The 14,702-nt window shown below is 71.9% G+C and carries 16 protein-coding genes; 8 read left to right on the forward strand and 8 right to left on the reverse strand.

All coding sequences use genetic code 11. The annotated features are described in order from the left end of the window. Window positions 1-25 precede the first annotated feature (25 nt). Complete coding sequence (locus AC4BDD_RS21495) at window positions 26-322, forward strand: antibiotic biosynthesis monooxygenase (protein ID WP_490687086.1); 297 nt, start codon at window positions 26-28, stop codon at window positions 320-322. 89 nt (window positions 323-411) lie between these two features. On the opposite strand, the gene AC4BDD_RS21500 is transcribed toward AC4BDD_RS21495, so the two are convergent. After that, entirely contained in the window at window positions 412-708 is a 297-nt protein-coding gene (locus AC4BDD_RS21500; RefSeq protein WP_490687087.1) for a hypothetical protein, read from the reverse strand. Window positions 709-759: 51 nt separating this feature from the next. Further along, on the reverse strand, window positions 760-1,356 hold the full coding sequence (locus tag AC4BDD_RS21505) for a DUF6313 family protein (protein WP_490687088.1): 597 nt from the start codon (window positions 1,354-1,356) through the stop codon (window positions 760-762). A gap of 341 nt (window positions 1,357-1,697) precedes the next feature. On the opposite strand from AC4BDD_RS21505, the gene AC4BDD_RS21510 reads away from it, so the two are divergent. From AC4BDD_RS21510 to AC4BDD_RS21530, 5 genes are all read left to right on the forward strand, one after another. Further along, entirely contained in the window at window positions 1,698-2,351 is a 654-nt protein-coding gene (locus AC4BDD_RS21510; protein WP_490687089.1) for a dihydrofolate reductase family protein, read from the forward strand. Between the two features lie 150 nt (window positions 2,352-2,501). Then, window positions 2,502-3,566 (forward strand): phosphatidylinositol-specific phospholipase C domain-containing protein, encoded by a 1,065-nt coding sequence (locus tag AC4BDD_RS21515; RefSeq protein WP_490687090.1) that lies wholly within the window; start codon window positions 2,502-2,504, stop codon window positions 3,564-3,566. Window positions 3,567-3,962: 396 nt separating this feature from the next. Continuing rightward, window positions 3,963-5,021 carry a lactonase family protein gene (locus AC4BDD_RS21520; RefSeq protein WP_490687091.1) on the forward strand — a complete coding sequence of 353 codons (1,059 nt, stop codon included), beginning with the start codon at window positions 3,963-3,965 and terminating at the stop codon, window positions 5,019-5,021. A gap of 188 nt (window positions 5,022-5,209) precedes the next feature. Continuing rightward, window positions 5,210-5,404: a hypothetical protein gene (locus AC4BDD_RS21525; protein ID WP_490687092.1), complete on the forward strand. Its 195-nt coding sequence runs from the start codon at window positions 5,210-5,212 to the stop codon at window positions 5,402-5,404. 136 nt (window positions 5,405-5,540) lie between these two features. After that, window positions 5,541-6,359, forward strand: coding sequence for an alpha/beta fold hydrolase (locus AC4BDD_RS21530; RefSeq protein WP_490687093.1), 819 nt, complete (start codon window positions 5,541-5,543; stop codon window positions 6,357-6,359). A gap of 48 nt (window positions 6,360-6,407) precedes the next feature. Here AC4BDD_RS21530 and AC4BDD_RS21535 read toward each other — a convergent pair whose 3' ends face one another. The 5 genes from AC4BDD_RS21535 to AC4BDD_RS21555 all read right to left on the reverse strand — a co-directional run bounded on the left by AC4BDD_RS21535 (window position 6,408) and on the right by AC4BDD_RS21555 (window position 11,757). Then, a complete protein-coding gene (locus AC4BDD_RS21535) occupies window positions 6,408-7,070 on the reverse strand; it encodes a lytic transglycosylase domain-containing protein (protein ID WP_490687094.1) in 663 nt (220 codons plus the stop codon). Window positions 7,071-7,162: 92 nt separating this feature from the next. Then, window positions 7,163-7,822 (reverse strand): DedA family protein, encoded by a 660-nt coding sequence (locus AC4BDD_RS21540; RefSeq protein ID WP_490687095.1) that lies wholly within the window; start codon window positions 7,820-7,822, stop codon window positions 7,163-7,165. Between the two features lie 227 nt (window positions 7,823-8,049). Then, window positions 8,050-8,529: a DoxX family protein gene (locus tag AC4BDD_RS21545; protein WP_490687096.1), complete on the reverse strand. Its 480-nt coding sequence runs from the start codon at window positions 8,527-8,529 to the stop codon at window positions 8,050-8,052. A gap of 100 nt (window positions 8,530-8,629) precedes the next feature. After that, a complete protein-coding gene (locus AC4BDD_RS21550) occupies window positions 8,630-10,672 on the reverse strand; it encodes an FAD/NAD(P)-binding protein (protein ID WP_490687097.1) in 2,043 nt (680 codons plus the stop codon). Between the two features lie 416 nt (window positions 10,673-11,088). Continuing rightward, a complete protein-coding gene (locus tag AC4BDD_RS21555) occupies window positions 11,089-11,757 on the reverse strand; it encodes an HNH endonuclease family protein (protein ID WP_490687098.1) in 669 nt (222 codons plus the stop codon). A 304-nt stretch (window positions 11,758-12,061) separates the two neighbouring features. Between AC4BDD_RS21555 and AC4BDD_RS21560 the strand changes: the two genes are divergently transcribed. Then, window positions 12,062-12,859 (forward strand): ABC transporter permease, encoded by a 798-nt coding sequence (locus AC4BDD_RS21560; RefSeq protein ID WP_490691876.1) that lies wholly within the window; start codon window positions 12,062-12,064, stop codon window positions 12,857-12,859. Between the two features lie 231 nt (window positions 12,860-13,090). Further along, window positions 13,091-13,672 carry a TMEM165/GDT1 family protein gene (locus tag AC4BDD_RS21565; protein ID WP_490687099.1) on the forward strand — a complete coding sequence of 194 codons (582 nt, stop codon included), beginning with the start codon at window positions 13,091-13,093 and terminating at the stop codon, window positions 13,670-13,672. Between the two features lie 69 nt (window positions 13,673-13,741). Here AC4BDD_RS21565 and AC4BDD_RS21570 read toward each other — a convergent pair whose 3' ends face one another. Continuing rightward, window positions 13,742-14,416: an HAD-IA family hydrolase gene (locus AC4BDD_RS21570; RefSeq protein WP_490687100.1), complete on the reverse strand. Its 675-nt coding sequence runs from the start codon at window positions 14,414-14,416 to the stop codon at window positions 13,742-13,744. Window positions 14,417-14,702: the final 286 nt, after the last annotated feature.

Below are 14,702 nucleotides of genomic sequence, written 5' to 3' on the forward strand. Positions count from 1 at the left end.
CACCTCGGTTCGGAGGGAGGCCGTGATGGAGGAGCACTTCGTCTGGATGACGACGCGCCGCATCCAGCCGGGCAAGCTGGACGAATTCGAGAGGGCTTGGCGGCCGGCGCCTTATCCAGAGGGCTTGAGGCATGCCTATGCGTACTGGTCGGAGGACGGGATGGAGATCATCGGGGTCTCGTTCTGGGATTCCCGGGAATCATGTGACGCCTGGCGGAACTCCGACGCGGAGGCGGAGCGGCGCATTGCCATGGCTCCCTATGTCATCGAAGAGCGGGAAGCGTTCTATCGCGGGCGCGAATTGGGTGTGCCGGTGCGGTAATCGGGTGTGCCGGTGCGGTAGTCGGCGGACGGTCGGCAGGGCATGCGGCGTCCGGTATACGTCTGGCGTGGTGCCGAACGGGTGCGGGGTCAGCCCAGGCCCGGGTCCCGGCGGGTGGCGTCGGTGTGGCGCCAGAGGCGCTCGGGGGGACGGCCGTCGGGCTCGACCAGGGGAACGACGCGCGCGATGCCCCGGGCCGAGCGGACGATGCGCGCCAGGTCTTCGGCGAGCAGGTCGGCGTGCGCGCCCGTGAGCTGTTGGCCGAGGCCCTCGGAGCCCCAGCGGATCAGGAGGCGGGCTCCTTCGTCCAGGCCCTCCTCGGTCGCGTCGGGGTACGCCAGAGCGAGGGCCGTTCTGGCGATTTCCAGCGCGCTGCGGGTCCGCATGCTGCTGTCCTCTCATGGTGCGCGGGGTGGTGCGCGGGATCAGTCGCGGGATCAGTGGCGGGCGATGCACACCGGGCAGTTGCCCGTGAGCCCTGCGAGAAGCAGCCCTGCCATCGCGGTGCTCTGGGCCTGATCGAGACAGTCGTGACGATGGAGATCGCCGAATTGGACGGTGCACATGAGGTCACCGACCCAGATCTCCCAGTGGTCTTGTGCGGTTCCCCAGTCATTCCCGTGCGCCAGGCGGACGAAACGGTCCACGAAGTTCCGCTGCGGAACACTGCCATGATGGTATTCGCGGAGCGACGCGATACGAGAGGGCGGAGTCAGCCGCTGCCCCAACGTCCGCTTTTTGAAGAGATTGTTGGTCGAGATCTCCTTGGCACGGGAAATACGGCTGGCGATCACATGACCGGCGACGCCACCGATGATGGCGGGCACGATGAGCCACCCGATGACGGAGGCCGTCCACAGCAGCCGGCCTTCCGGAGGGTCCATCAAGGTGAAGGAGCGGTATACGCGACTCCAGCCGCCTTTGACGGTGAGAGCCGTCCACGTCCAGACCGCGAATATCGTCAGGCCGAGCGGGAGTCCGACGTCTATGAGCCATTGGGAGAGCCCGGACAGCGCCTTTCGGGAACGGAACAAGCGCCTGAACCGACGAGCTATGGATTCACGTTGCGGCGGGGCCGCTAACTGGACCGCGTGGGAAGGTGGAACCACCTGTGCTCCTTGCCACCGGGGGGGGGGAGTGGTGCGGCTCGCCGGCGGAGAGGGCGGGCGGACCGCGTGCAGGGGATCGTAGCCGCACGGCGGGGGCGCACCGCGCCGCTGAAGGGCAAGGACGTGCGGCGGTGCTTATGAAGGGCGTGGGGGAGCGGAAGGGACGTGACGGGGGCGATGAGGTGTGGTGGGAGGTGCGTCTGAGGGGTGGAGGGATGAGGGGGAGCGGAGGGTCGTGAAGTGAGCGGAAAGGATCAGATCGGATCATGGCTGAGGTGACGCTTACGACGTTTCTGTCGCTGGACGGGGTCATGCAGGCTCCCGGTGGACCTGATGAGGACAGGAGCGGGGGCTTCGAGCACGGGGGCTGGCTGGTTCCCTACGCCGATGACGACATGGGGCGGATCGTCTCCGAGTGGATGGGCGCCGCGACCGGCTTTCTGCTGGGGCGCCACACATACGAGATCTTCGCCGCCTACTGGCCGCGGATCACGGACGAGAGCGACCCCATCGCGTCCCAGCTCAACGGACTGCCGAAGTACGTCGCGTCCAGGACCCTGGACCGGGTCGAATGGCACAACTCCACGCTCCTCGGTGACGACGCCGGCGACGCGGTGCGCAGGCTCAAGTCCGAGGCGGACGGGCAGTTGCAGATCCACGGCAGTGGGCAGTTCGCGCAGTCCTTGATGGCGCAGGACCTGATCGACGAGTACCGGCTGCTGACCTTCCCCGTCGTGCTGGGCACCGGGAAACGGCTGTTCGCGGACGGGGCGCTGCCCACCGCGCTCCAGCTCGTGGACTCCAGGACCACCTCGGCGGGCGTCGCGGTGAACACCTACCGGCTCGCGGGACGGCCGTCGTACGGGTCCTTCGGCATGGAGGAGTGGGAGGAGATGCGGGACGACATCTTCGAGGGGTGAGTCCGAGGGGCCGCGCGGCCCCAGGGGCGGGGTGGTCCCAGCCGCACCTCTGATCGTCGCCCGGAGGTTATCCACAGGCCACACACGAGTTCTCCAAATCGCCGTACGCTGCTGCCGACTTGATCGCTCTCCCACTCAAGGCGGCAACGAATGCAGAAGTCCCGGCCGGTCGGCTCGGTGGCGGCACTCCTCGCGACCCCGGCCCTCATCGCGGCCCTGGCCGTGCCCGCGTCGGCTCAAACGGAGGGCCGGGAGGGCGAGCCGGCCGCGGCGGCACTCTCCGCGACCACGGCGGTGGGCGTGCACAACGCCTACGAGAAGGCCAAGTACCCGTACTTCGCGGACGCGCTCGACTCCGGGGCCGGGCTGCTGGAGCTGGATGTGTGGACCAACTCCTTCCGCGCGGCGTGGCGCGTGTCGCACGCCAATCCGCTGGGCAACGCCAACAACTGCGAGAACGCGCAGGCGCCGAGCGAGCTGCGCACCAAGACCCGTAGCCAGAGCCTGGCCGGCTGCCTCGCCGACATGCGGGCATGGCACGACGCGCACCCGGGGCACCGGCCGATCGTCGTCAAGGTCGAGTTGAAGGACGGCTTCAACGACCGGGGCGGACGCGGCCCGGACGAGTTCGACGCACTGGTCAGCGGCAGGCTCGGGGACGCCGTCTTCCGGCCGGCGGATCTGGCGGCCGGGCATGCCACGCTCGACGAGGCGGTGCGGGCGGAGGGCTGGCCGAGCCGGGACGCGCTCGCGGGCAAGTTCATATTCGAGCTGATCCCGGGGACCGTGGAGGAGTCCAACCCCTTCGACTCCCTGTGGACGGACCGGGAGTACGCGGGCCGGCTGCGCGATCTCGCGGCCGCCGGGAATCTGCGGCAGGCCACCGCGTTCCCGGCCGTGCACAAGGCAGAGGCAGGGGACCCGAGGATCGGCCGGTACGGCGACGCCTCCATACGCCCGTGGTTCGTGATCTTCGACGGGGACGCGGCGGCGTATGTGCAGAACGGGATCGACACCGCCTGGTACGACCAGCGGCACTACCTGCTGATCATGACCGACGCGCACAAGGTCGCCCCGGCCATCGACGGGACCAACCCCGCCGAGGCCGATGCCCGAGCGCGTGTGGAGCTGCTGGCCGCGAAGCACGGCAGCTTCGCGACCGCTGACTGGTACCAGCTGCCGGGCGTCCTGTCGATGGTGGCGCCGCGGGGCTGAGCGGCCCTGGCGCTCTGGCGCCCCGGCGGGGAGGGGTGCCGGCCCGGTTCTGATTGCCATGATTGGTCTGGACCGGCACTCTTGAGGTGCTGGTGATGCCAGAGCGGCGCGACGGTCGGGTGCGGAGCGAGCGGAGGCACGGTGTCGGGACACGGGAAGCGGCTCAGCCGACGCGGGCTCCTCGGCGCGCTCACGGGCGCCGGGGCGGCGGCTGCCGTCGGCGCGGTGGGGGTCGTGGCCGTTTCCCGGGCGACGGGCCACGGTCACGACCACGACTCCGGGGCCGGGGCGGGCGGTGCGAGGCGGAAGGCAGAACCGACGGATGGGTCGGTGGAGGAACCGGCGGAGGGATCGGCGGGGCGGGGTGCCGCGCCGCGCGGGAAGGGGGCGGGGCCGGTGTATCTGGGTTCCTTCGGGGCGGGCATCGGCGTGGGGACGTACGGCCCCGGCCGTGGGGCGCCGAACGTCGGCAGGACCTTCGACGGTGGCGGTGACGGCGGCCTGTCCAACCCGTCCTTTCTCGCCCTCGCCCCCTCCGGTCGGGTGCTGTACGCCGTGGACGAGAAGCCGCGGGGCACGGTGCGTGCGCTGGCGATCGGGAAGGGCGGTGAGCTGAGCGCGCTGGGCGCGGTGCGCTCCACGGGCGGCGACAGCCCCACGCATCTGGCGGTGCACCCGGGCGGCCGCCACCTGCTGACCGCGAACTACGGATCCGGCAGCCTCGCCGTGCACCCCATCGGGCCGGACGGGGCACTCGGAGAGCGCACGGACCTGGTCCGGCACACCGGTTCCGGACCCGACCCGGAGCGCCAGGCGGGGCCCCACGCGCACCAGGTGCTGCCGGACCCGGGCGGCCGCTTCGTGCTCGCGGCCGATCTGGGCACCGACACGGTGTACGGCTACCGGCTGGATGGCAGGCGCGGGCGGCTGACACGGGTCTCCGAGGTGCGCATGGCGGCGGGCTCCGGGCCGCGCCATCTGGCGTTCCACCCCGGGGCGCGGTTCGTGTATGTGCTGGGCGAGCTGGACAGCACCATCACCGTCGCGGCGTACGACGAGCGGAGCGGCCGGCTGAGCCTCCGCGACTCCCAGCCGACACTGCCCGCCGGCACGGACCCGGGCGAGCGCAACTATCCGGCCGAGGTCGTGGTGTCGGCCGACGGGCGGTTCGTCTATGTGTCGAACCGGGGCCACAACAGCGTGGCGCGGTTCGCCGTGACGGGCGGCGGGGCGGTGCTGCGGCTGCTGGACACCGTGCCGTGCGGCGGGACGTACCCCCGGCACATCAGCCTCTCACCGTCCGGAAGGCTGCTGTTCGCGGGGAACCAGACGTCGAACACGGTCGGCGTCTTCCGGGTCGACGCGCGCACCGGGGAACTCGGCGCGGTCAGCGAGCCGTTCGCGGCACGGTCGCCGGTGTGTGTGCTGCCCACGCCGATGACCGCTGAGGAGTGAGCGGCCGTGAGGCCGTGAGGCCATCGGTCACGGCCGGCCTTGATTGTGGCGGGCATTACGCCGTGATCGGGGCGCTGTGGCCGGGAATTGTCAGATCCGGCCCTTAGCCTTGTTCCATGTCCCCGTTAACTCTCGACCCCCGGTCCATGGTGACTGCTGATCCCGCTCCTGTGCCGACTGCCGTACCTGTGCCCGTCCCCGGATCCGAGGGAGGTGCGGGGGCCGACGGCAGCGAGGAAGCGATCCGCGCCAATGAGGCGATCCGCGCCTTTCTGCGGGCGCGTACGAGCCGCCCGCTGCGTCCCGAGGAGCGGGTCGAGTATCGGCGGCTCCTCGGGGTCTATCTCGGGGCTATGCGGAGCGAGATGAGCGCCGCCGCCTAGCATTGGCGCCCGGCAGGGGTGGCTCCTGGCCGACGCATATGCGCAGCGGCCTTGCCGTACTCGCCGGTTGACGCCACCGTGGAGCGCTGACGGGCGCACATCGCGCGCCCGTACTCCATCTGGACCGGAGGTGCCCATGGGACCCCTCGTGCCACCCCTTGTTTCACCCTTCGTTCCACCGCATGAGCTCGTCGGGGACGGACCGCACCGGGTCATCGCGGTGCACGGCTGGCTCTCCGACCGTGCCGCGTACGCCGCGATCCTGCCGCACATCAACCGCCGGGCCTTCACCTACGCCCTGCCCGACCTGCGGGGGTACGGCGAGGCGCGGGACGTCCCCGGTGAGTTCACCACCGCCGAGGCCGCGAGCGACCTGCTGGCCCTCGCCGACCACCTGGGCTGGGACGAATTCTCGCTGATCGGGCACTCGATGGGCGGCGCGGTGGCCCAGCGCATGGTGGCCGCGGCCCCGCACCGGATCCGGCGGCTGATCGGGGTCGCCCCGGTGCCGGCCTGCGGGATGCCGCTGGAGGGTGAGCAGTGGGAGTTGTTCGCGGGCGCCGCCGAGCGCCCTGAGAACCGCCGGACGATCATCAATGTCACCACCGGCAGCCGGCACCCCGAAGCCTGGCTCGACTTCATGGTGTGGCACTCCCAGCAGCGCAGTGACGCCAAGGCGTTCCGCGCCTGGCTGGATTCCTGGGCGGGGGAGGACTTCCACACCGAGATAGCGGGAGCCACCGTTCCGGTGCGGGTGGTGGTCGGGGCGTACGACCCGTCGCTGACCGCCGGGCTGATGCGGCAGACCTGGCTGCGCTGGTATGCGCGGGCCGAGATGGTGGAGCTGCCGTGCGCCGGTCACTACCCGGCCGATGAGACCCCGCTGGAACTGGTACGGGCGGTGGAGGACTTCCTCGCGTCGGAGGCTGCCGAAGGGCCGGACACCCTGGGGTGACTGCGGGGAGTTCGGCCCCCCGGGCTCCCCTAGCTTCCCCGGGCTCCCCTAGCTCCCCTGGGTTGCCTGGGTCCCCTGGGGCTCCGGAGTCTCCGCAGTCTCCGGGACCTTGGAAGTCTGCGGGGATTCGGGAGACTTCGGGGGCTTGGTGGTCCGGCGTTCGGCCTCGCTCTCCCGGTAGCCCGGCAGCAGGTCGTTGACGATCTTGTCCACATAGCCGCGGGTCTCATTGATCTCGGGGATCCCATGAGCCTTGAGGACCGCGGTCGGACCGGCGTTGTACGCGGCGAGGGCGAGCTTGGTGGGATCACCGGGCACGTCCTTGACCATGTCGTACAGATGGCACATGTACCGGGCCTGCGAGGGAATGGCGTCGCGGGGCTCCCAGACGTCCGCCTTGCCGTCGCCGTTCCCGTCGCGGCCCCACTCCGACCAGGTGACGGACGAGAACTGCGAGATGCCCTGCGCGTGCCCGGAGTCCGCTTCCGGGTCCCAGCGGCTCTCCGCGTCGATCTGCGCGGCCAGCAGCTCCACGCTCAGCTGCGGGCAGGCACCGGCGGCCGCCTCGATGGCCGGCCGGTAGGTGTCCGGGATCGTCGGCGGGCCGGAGTCGGCGCCCAACTGGCGTACGACGACGACCGTGGCGGCGGCGAGCAGCAGCGTGCCGCCGATCGCGACGCCGCCGCGCCGCCCGCGTCCGCCGCTCACCATGCCGGAACGAGTCGAGAGGAGATCCGCATGAGGCGAAGGTAACCGGATATTCGCACGACCTGAAATCCGTGCGCGTCCAGTTACGCGTCAGGTTATGAAGAAGCCTGCTGGGCGGGGGTCGCCGGCTGCTGGGCGCCGGGCCGCTTGACCACGTATACCGCGCCGATGCCGGCAACGAAGAGCGCCAGCACCGAGATCCCGGCGCTCAGCCAGGTCGCGCCGAGCCACTGGCCGCCGAAGTAGCCCAGGCTCACGCTGTAGGCGGCCCAGGCGAGTCCGGCGATCGCCGACCAGGGCAGGAACTCGGTGACCCGGCGGTGCGCCGCGCCCGCGCTCAGACTGACCACCGAACGTCCGGCGGGCGCGAAGCGCGCCACCACGACCAGCGGACCGCCGCCCTTGACCAGCGCGGTGCCCAATTTCTCCTGGGCTGCGGTGAGTCGGCGGGAGCGGGCGATGGCACGGTCCAGCCGGTCGCTGCCGCGCCATGCCAGCCGATAGGCGACGAGGTCGCCGACCACGGACGCGGTGGCCGCGCAGAGCACCAGGCCGAGCATCTCCGGGAAGACGCTGCCGGCCTGGACGCGGGCCGCGCCGACCACATCGGCGGTGGTGCCGGCGGCCGCCGTGGCGGCGGTGATGACCAGGACACCACTGGGCAATACGGGCAGGAAGACGTCAAGAAGTACCGAGAGCCCAATCAGGGCGTAAATCCATGGGGTGTTGGTCAGTGACCCCACATGTTCCAGCAACGCTTCTCCCGGTCCCGTTCCCCCGCCGCGACGTCGCCGGGGAGCGGCAGGGGCGGCCTTTACGGCTGTACAGCGTACGCCTGTGATTGTCGAGGATAGCGATCAGGGGGTGATGATGTTGTTCGAATCACGCCAGAAACCCGTCATCCAGGGCGAAAGGCCCTGCATGACGGGTTTCTGAGTGATCAATTCCTCATCCGGGCGTCACGGAGGCCCGGTTCGGGAGGTCAGACGGCGCTCGGCGTCCGGGTCGGCTCGCTCGTCGCGGCGGTCGCCTTGCCGGAGTGGCGGTCGCCGGCGATCAGCTTGTCCGCCGACCAGGGGCCGGGACCGGTGAAGACCAGCAGCAACAGCGTCCAGCAGAACAGCACGGACAGCTCGCCGCCGTTCTGGATGGGCCACAGCTTCTCCGACTGGTGCTCGACGAAGTAGCCGTACGCCATCGAGCCGGAGGAGACGAAGGCGGCGGCGCGCGTGCCGAGGCCGATCAGCACCAGGGCGCCGCCGACGAGCTGGATCACCGCGGCGTACCAGTACGGCCAGGTGCCGGCCTCGATGGTCGTGCCGGTGCCCATCGCGCCGCCGAACCAGCCGAACAGGGAGGACGCGCCGTGGCAGAAGAACAGCAGGCCGACGACGATCCGGAACAGCGACACGAGGTACGGCTGGGTGGCATCCAGGCGCTGCGTCAGGGGAGCGGAGGACATGGGGACAGGACCCTCGTTTCGGTTTCGGGGACGGAAAACGACGAGGTCGCCAGGTTAGGCTCCCCTGAGCTTTTGTTGCAAGTTCAAGTTTATGGCAGGTTTACGAAACGAGACTCCGGGTCCGGCTCCGCTCGTCGGAGAGTGTGGAGGAGTCCTCGACAGCGGCCGCCTCAGCCTTGGTTGGGTGGGTTCCGGGTGTGGGGGCTCCGGTCGCCTCGGCCCCGGCCACTGCGCCGAGCACGGCCCGCGCCACCGCGTCCGTGTCACACAGCGTCACCGAATCGACCCCTGGCCGGGCGCCCGCCGCCGTCACCCAGTGCACGCCCTCGGTCGGCACCCCGATCGCGAAACGGCGCGGGTGCGGGCGGCCGTCCCGGTCGATGAGCCGGAACGGGCTGGGCGTCACATCCACGCCGCCGGTCTCGTAGCCGTCCACCCGGTGCGGGCGGCACTGACCGGTCTTCAGGAGCTCGGCCAGCAACTCGTCCGCGGTCCGCCGCACGTCCGGCTCCGGCAGCCGCGCCTCGATCAGCGTGGTCACGGTCACGGGCGGTCCCGGGACCCGGGTGGAGCGGGCGACGAAGCCGGGGTGATCGGGGGTGGGGCAGGTCACGTCGAGGCCCGGGCCCAGCACGTCGAGCACGCCCGCCTCGATCAGCGCGGTCATCTCCTCGATCCGGCGGCGCGGCGGGCCGATGGAGAGGAAGGCGTTGAGCGGGGTGTACCAGCGGTCCAGGTGATCCCGGCGGGACGCGCCCGGCAGCCCGCCGTGGTCGACGATCTGCCGCAGCTCGTTGCGCAGGTCGCGCAGCACGTCCAGCGCGGCCTTGACCGGCCCGGCCACGTTGCCCAGCCGCGCCTGGGCCACGTCCTGCCGCAGATACGACAGCAGCCAGCGCCGGAAGTCGGCCTGGCCGGCGAAGGAGTGGCCGCGGTACGGGTGCGCGACCGTCTCCCAGGACCAGCGGTCCGCGGCCGGGATGGCGTACGCGTCGAGCACGGCGGCCTCCTCGGGGCCGCCGTGCGGGGCGGCCAGGAACCGCTCGCGGAAGCGGGGGGTGGTGGCGGGGGCCGTGGTGGTGTGGGGGGCCGCGGGGGTGGTGGGGGCTGTGGGGGTTGTGGGGGCGGTGGAGGCAGTGGCGGGATCGCGGGTGGTCAGCAGGGCCTCGTAGTAGACCGTCTCTGTCTCCTTGGCCACCAGCGGCCAGACCTCGGTCAGGAAGTCCGGTGCGTCGCCCGCGTCCGCGCGCTTGCGGAAGAGCGCGATCACCTCCGGGGTCAGCAGCAGCGGCTCATGCCGGCCGCACGGGCCCTTCGCGTTGTCCCCGCGCGAGTGGTACGGGATCCCGCGCCGGGAGCCCGCGTACAGCCGGGGTTCGCGTCCCGAGGGGCGGTAGGTGAGGGTGCCGTCCTGGCGCGTGACGAACACCCCGCCCCGGCCGGTGGTCAGCAGCGCCATGTGATCGAAGAAGTTGAGGCCCAGCCCGCGCAGCAGCACCGGCTCGCCCGGGGCGATGCCGGACAGGTCCAGATCGGCCGGGTTGGCGGGTGCGTGGTAGCGCAGGCCGTGCCGGGCGGCGTACGAGGCGAGGCGCCGCTCCGCCGGGGCCGGGAGGCTCGGCAGGTGGCCCTGGGCGAGGACCACGGCGGCCAGCCCGTCCAGCCGCCGCCCGTCGTCGAGGGCGAGCAGCTGGGTGCCGTCCGCCCGCTCCGTCAGACGGACGGCGCGCGCGGTGTGCACCCGCACCGTCACCGGCTCCGGCGCGCCGCTCACCACCTGGGCGAACACCCACTCCAGATAGCGGCCGTACAGCGCGCGGGTCGGATAGTCGTCCGGCCCCAGCGCCACGCCCTGGGCCACCGCCCACTCGTGCAGGCTCGGGCCGGGCAGCACCGGGCCGTCGCAGCTGACGCTGGGGTCGGTGAACAGCGTCACCTGGGAGGCGACGGTGTTCATCAGCAGCTCGCGCGGCTGTGCGCTGCGCCACACCTGGCCGGCGCCGGGCGGCGCTGGGTCGACCATGTGCACGGTCAGCGGGACGCCGGGGGCCAGCTCGGACGCCGAAGCGCACAGCCGCTCCAGCACGCTGGTGCCTCGGGGGCCGGACCCGACGACGGCTATGGCGTGGTGTTCTCCGGCCAAGGTGGAGTCTCCCGGGGCAGGGCGGTGCCGTGAGCGACGGCACGCGACAGACAACGGCTCCAGCCTCGGAGGACCGAGTGCCGGGCGGAATCCATCATGCCGATCGGACGCGGGGAGTCGAGACCTGGGGGGAAAGTTACTGGGGCTGGTGTGACGGGGAACACGGTGTGGCGGGGTGGGGAGGTGGACGTGTGTGCGAGCGGGGCGCGGGTTTGCGCGACGTCGACGGGGGTCGGGGGCCGCCGGGGCATCTCCTCGGGCGGTGCCCCGTTTGTTCACCGCCCTGCGGGGAGTGCCCCGGCGTCCCCCTTCCGTCGTCATCGCGGCTGCGCGCCGTCGTTGCCGGTGTCACCGGCGGCCTCCGCGCCCCGGGCCGGCTCCAGGCTCCGGAGCCGGCTCAGGGGCAGGAGGCGCGGTCAGCAGCCGTTGAGGATGGTGGTGAGGGTGGACTTCTCGGCGGAGTCGATGGTGAGGCCGTAGGTGTGCTTCACCCAGACCCACATGCGGGCGTAGGTGCAGTGGTACGAGGTGCTCGGCGGCATCCACTCGGCCGGGTCCTGGTCGCCCTTGGACTGGTTGACGTTGTCCGTGACGGCGATCAGCTGGGAGTGGGTCAGGTCGTTGGCGAGGTCCTGGCGCTTGGCGGTGGTCCAGGAGTTGGCGCCGGAGCGCCATGCCTCGGCGAGCGGCACCACATGGTCGATGTCGATGTCGGAGGCGGCGTGCCAGGTGGCGCCGTCGTACGGGGATTGCCAGCTGCCGCTGACGGCGGCACAGCTGGAGTCGGTGACGACATCGCTGCCGTCTCGCTTGAGGACGACCTCGCGGGTGTTGCAGGTGCCGCTCTGGGTGATCCAGTGCGGGAACTTGTCGCGGCTGTAACCGTCCAGGCTGCCCTCGGCGCGCACGGTCAGTTCGGCCAGATAGGTGCGGGCGGTGGCGGCGCTCGGCGGGTCGGGCGGGGCGGCCTCGGCGGTCGGTGCGCTCAGGAAGAGGGCGCCGAGCAGGGCTGAGAGCCCGGCGAAGACGGAGGCGCGACGCGCGTAGAGGCTGCGCCGTAGGGGGAAACCGCGCAGTCGGGACATGCGAACTCCCTCGGGAAGTGGGGGGAATCATGGCCGGCAGGTGCCCGGCCATGGTGGCGACGCCGGGTTTCTGGGGGATGGGCGTCAGGTAACAGCGTGACGACGCGGCCATGTCAAGGCAAGGGGGTGTCCGTTACTCGTATGTTGTGATGTCTTGGGCGGATGGTCCCCCCTGGTCGGGTCTGCCGGGGGGTGCGCGGAGGCGTTGCGGCGAAGGCGGTCTGATGCCTCATAAGGTTGCCGGGTGCTGTCCGCCGTCCCCTCGCCGGCCCAGGCGCCGCTCGCAGCCCCGCCCGCGTCGGAGATGCCGCTCGCGGCGCAGACCCTGCTGCCGGTCGACGTCACGCTCGGGGTCGTCCTCGCGGTGCTGCTGGCCGCCGCGGTGACGGTGGCCGCTGTGGCCCGGCTCGCCGGCCGGGAGGGCCGCGGGCACCACCGCGCCATCGCCGTCGCCGGGCTGCGGGCCGCCGCCCAGCTGGCCGCCGTGTCGTACCTCATCGGCTGGGTGGTCCACGCGGTGGCGCCGCTGCTGGGCTTCGTCGCCGTGATGTTCGCGGTCGCGGTACGGACGGCGGGGCGCCGGATCACCGGCAACCGCACCTGGTGGTGGGCGGTCGTGCCGATCGGCGCCGGGGTGCTGCCGGTGGTCGCCGTCCTGCTGCTCACCGGGCTGGTCCCGATCGACGGCATCGCCCTGATCCCCGTCACCGGCATCCTGGTCGGCGGGGCGCTCACCGCCACCGTGCTGGGCGGGCGGCGCGCGCTGGACGAGCTGCGGACGCGGCACGGCGAGGTGGAGGCCGCGATGGCCCTCGGACTGCTGGACCGGGACGCGCGGCTGGAGATCGCCCGCCCGGCCGCCTCGGACGCGCTGCTGCCGGGCCTGGACCAGACCAGGACCGTGGGGCTGGTCACACTGCCGGGGGCGTTCGTGGGGATGCTGCTGGGCGGCGCCTCGCCGGTGCAGGCCGGGGCGGTGCAGCTGTTCGTGCTGGTGGCGCTGATGGCGGTGCAGGCCACGGCGGTCGCGACGGTGCTGGAGCTGGTCGCCCGGGGCCGGCTGCACCGGGACGGGGCGGGGGAATTCGGTCCCGTATCCTGACGGGGCAGAAGGGGAGTAGCTCTTCGCCGGACCGTCGACATACTGCCCGCCCTGGTGGCGGGCCGGCGCCCGGAGGCCGGTGCGGCGCGGCGCGCGCGCACCGAGCCGGCGAGACCTTCGGCAACGCAGTGTCCATGTATGCCATGACGCTGCCGTGCCGAAGCGACCCCTGATTCTCCTCATGGCGGCTCCCTCGGCGCGGACAGCCCGACCCAACGAGGTACCACCATCGTGTTCGACATCACCGTCGCCGCCGTCGTCTTCGGCGTCGTCTTCCTGGCCGAACTCCCGGACAAGACCGCCCTCGCGGGCCTGGTGCTCGGCACCCGCTACCGCGCGTCGTATGTCTTCGCCGGTGTCGCCGCCGCGTTCGCCGTCCACGTCGCGCTCGCCATCGCGGCGGGCAGTGTGCTGACCCTGCTTCCGCACCGGGTCGTCCAGGGCGTGGTCGGCGCGCTGTTCCTGGCGGGCGCGATGGTGCTGCTGCTGAAGAAGGACGACGCGGAGGAGGAGGTCGCCACCCCCGCCGACCAGTCCTTCTGGAAGGTCGCGGGGGCCGGCTTCTCGCTGATCCTGGTCGCCGAGTTCGGGGATCTCACCCAGATCATGACGGCCAACCTGGCGGCCCGGTACGGCGATCCGCTCTCCGTCGGCGTCGGCGCGGTGCTCGCCCTGTGGGCCGTGGCGGGCCTCGGGATCCTGGGCGGCCGCACCCTGATGCGGTACGTGCCGCTGAAGCTGATCACCAAGGTCGCCGCGCTGGTGATGCTGGCGCTGGCGGGCTTCAGCGCCTACGAGGCGGTGGCGGGCTGATCCGTCCGGCGGGTGTCCGGCCTGCCCCTGGCGGGGCGGGTCGGACACCTTTGCGGCGGCCGAGGGCGGTCAGGCCGTGATGTGCAGGCGCAGGGTGCCGTCGGCGAGCGCCTCGACGCGTATCCGCGTCAGGTCCGCGACATGTGCGTCAGGGGCGTGCGCGGCGGCCCGCGGGCCTACGCCCACCACTCGCGCCCCGGCCGCCCTGCCCGCCGCGACGCCCACCTCGGAATCCTCGAACACCACGCACTCGCCGGGCGCGAAGCCCAGCTCCGCGGCGCCCTTGAGGAAGCCCTCGGGATCCGGCTTGCTCGCCCCCACGCACTCCGCGGTGATCCGTACCGCGGGCATCGGCAGGCCGGCGGCGGTCATCCGGGCCGTCGACAGCGCGCGGTCGGCCGAGGTGACCAGGGCATGCGGGAGTCCGGCGAGCGAGGCCAGGAAGGCGGGGGCGCCGGGCACCGGCACCACGCCGTCCACGTCGGCGGTCTCCCAGGCCAGCATCCGCCGGTTGTCGGCGAGGTTCTCCTCCACCGGCCGGTCCGGCAGCAGCACCGCCATGGTCGCGTGGCCCTGTCGCCCGTGGACGACCCCCATGATGCCGTCCCCGTCGATGCCCTGCTCGGCCGCCCAGCGCCGCCAGCAGCGCTCCACCACGGCGTCGGAGTTGACGAGCGTGCCGTCCATGTCCAGTAGCAGGGCGCGCGCGGTGAGGGTGGTGGCGGATGCGGGGGCCGGGGACATCGGCGACTCCTGGCGGCGGTGAGCGGCAGGGAAGGGCGGTGCGCGGCGGGCGCGGAACGCGGCGCGGAAAGTACACAAGCGGTCCCGCCCGCCGGTCAGGGAGTGCGGGCGGAACCACTTTGTTCCTCCACGATACAAAAGACTGGGGGCAGACGCCAGGCCGCCCCCGAAAGGAAATGCGGAACGCCCGCTCGATCGCCTGCTCGACAGGACGGATGCGGGCATACGGGTGACGATGGGAACTCCGGGCGGAAACCGGCCGAGGAAGGCCGGGCGGACGCCGAGG

It is taken from the genome of Streptomyces sp. JLBT605, assembly GCF_058215555.1.

Bases quoted from the DNA above. Each gene is read 5' to 3' on its own strand.
- AC4BDD_RS21535 (WP_490687094.1), bottom strand. From the start codon at position 7,070: ATGGTGAGCGGCGGACGCGGGCGGCGCGGCGGCGTCGCGATCGGCGGC.
- AC4BDD_RS21515 (WP_490687090.1), top strand. From the start codon at position 2,502: ATGCAGAAGTCCCGGCCGGTCGGCTCGGTGGCGGCACTCCTCGCGACC.
- AC4BDD_RS21530 (WP_490687093.1), top strand. From the start codon at position 5,541: ATGGGACCCCTCGTGCCACCCCTTGTTTCACCCTTCGTTCCACCGCAT.
- AC4BDD_RS21495 (WP_490687086.1), top strand. From the start codon at position 26: ATGGAGGAGCACTTCGTCTGGATGACGACGCGCCGCATCCAGCCGGGC.
- AC4BDD_RS21545 (WP_490687096.1), bottom strand. From the start codon at position 8,529: ATGTCCTCCGCTCCCCTGACGCAGCGCCTGGATGCCACCCAGCCGTAC.
- AC4BDD_RS21560 (WP_490691876.1), top strand. From the start codon at position 12,062: ATGCCGCTCGCGGCGCAGACCCTGCTGCCGGTCGACGTCACGCTCGGG.
- AC4BDD_RS21555 (WP_490687098.1), bottom strand. From the start codon at position 11,757: ATGTCCCGACTGCGCGGTTTCCCCCTACGGCGCAGCCTCTACGCGCGT.
- AC4BDD_RS21510 (WP_490687089.1), top strand. From the start codon at position 1,698: ATGGCTGAGGTGACGCTTACGACGTTTCTGTCGCTGGACGGGGTCATG.
- AC4BDD_RS21500 (WP_490687087.1), bottom strand. From the start codon at position 708: ATGCGGACCCGCAGCGCGCTGGAAATCGCCAGAACGGCCCTCGCTCTG.
- AC4BDD_RS21570 (WP_490687100.1), bottom strand. From the start codon at position 14,416: ATGTCCCCGGCCCCCGCATCCGCCACCACCCTCACCGCGCGCGCCCTG.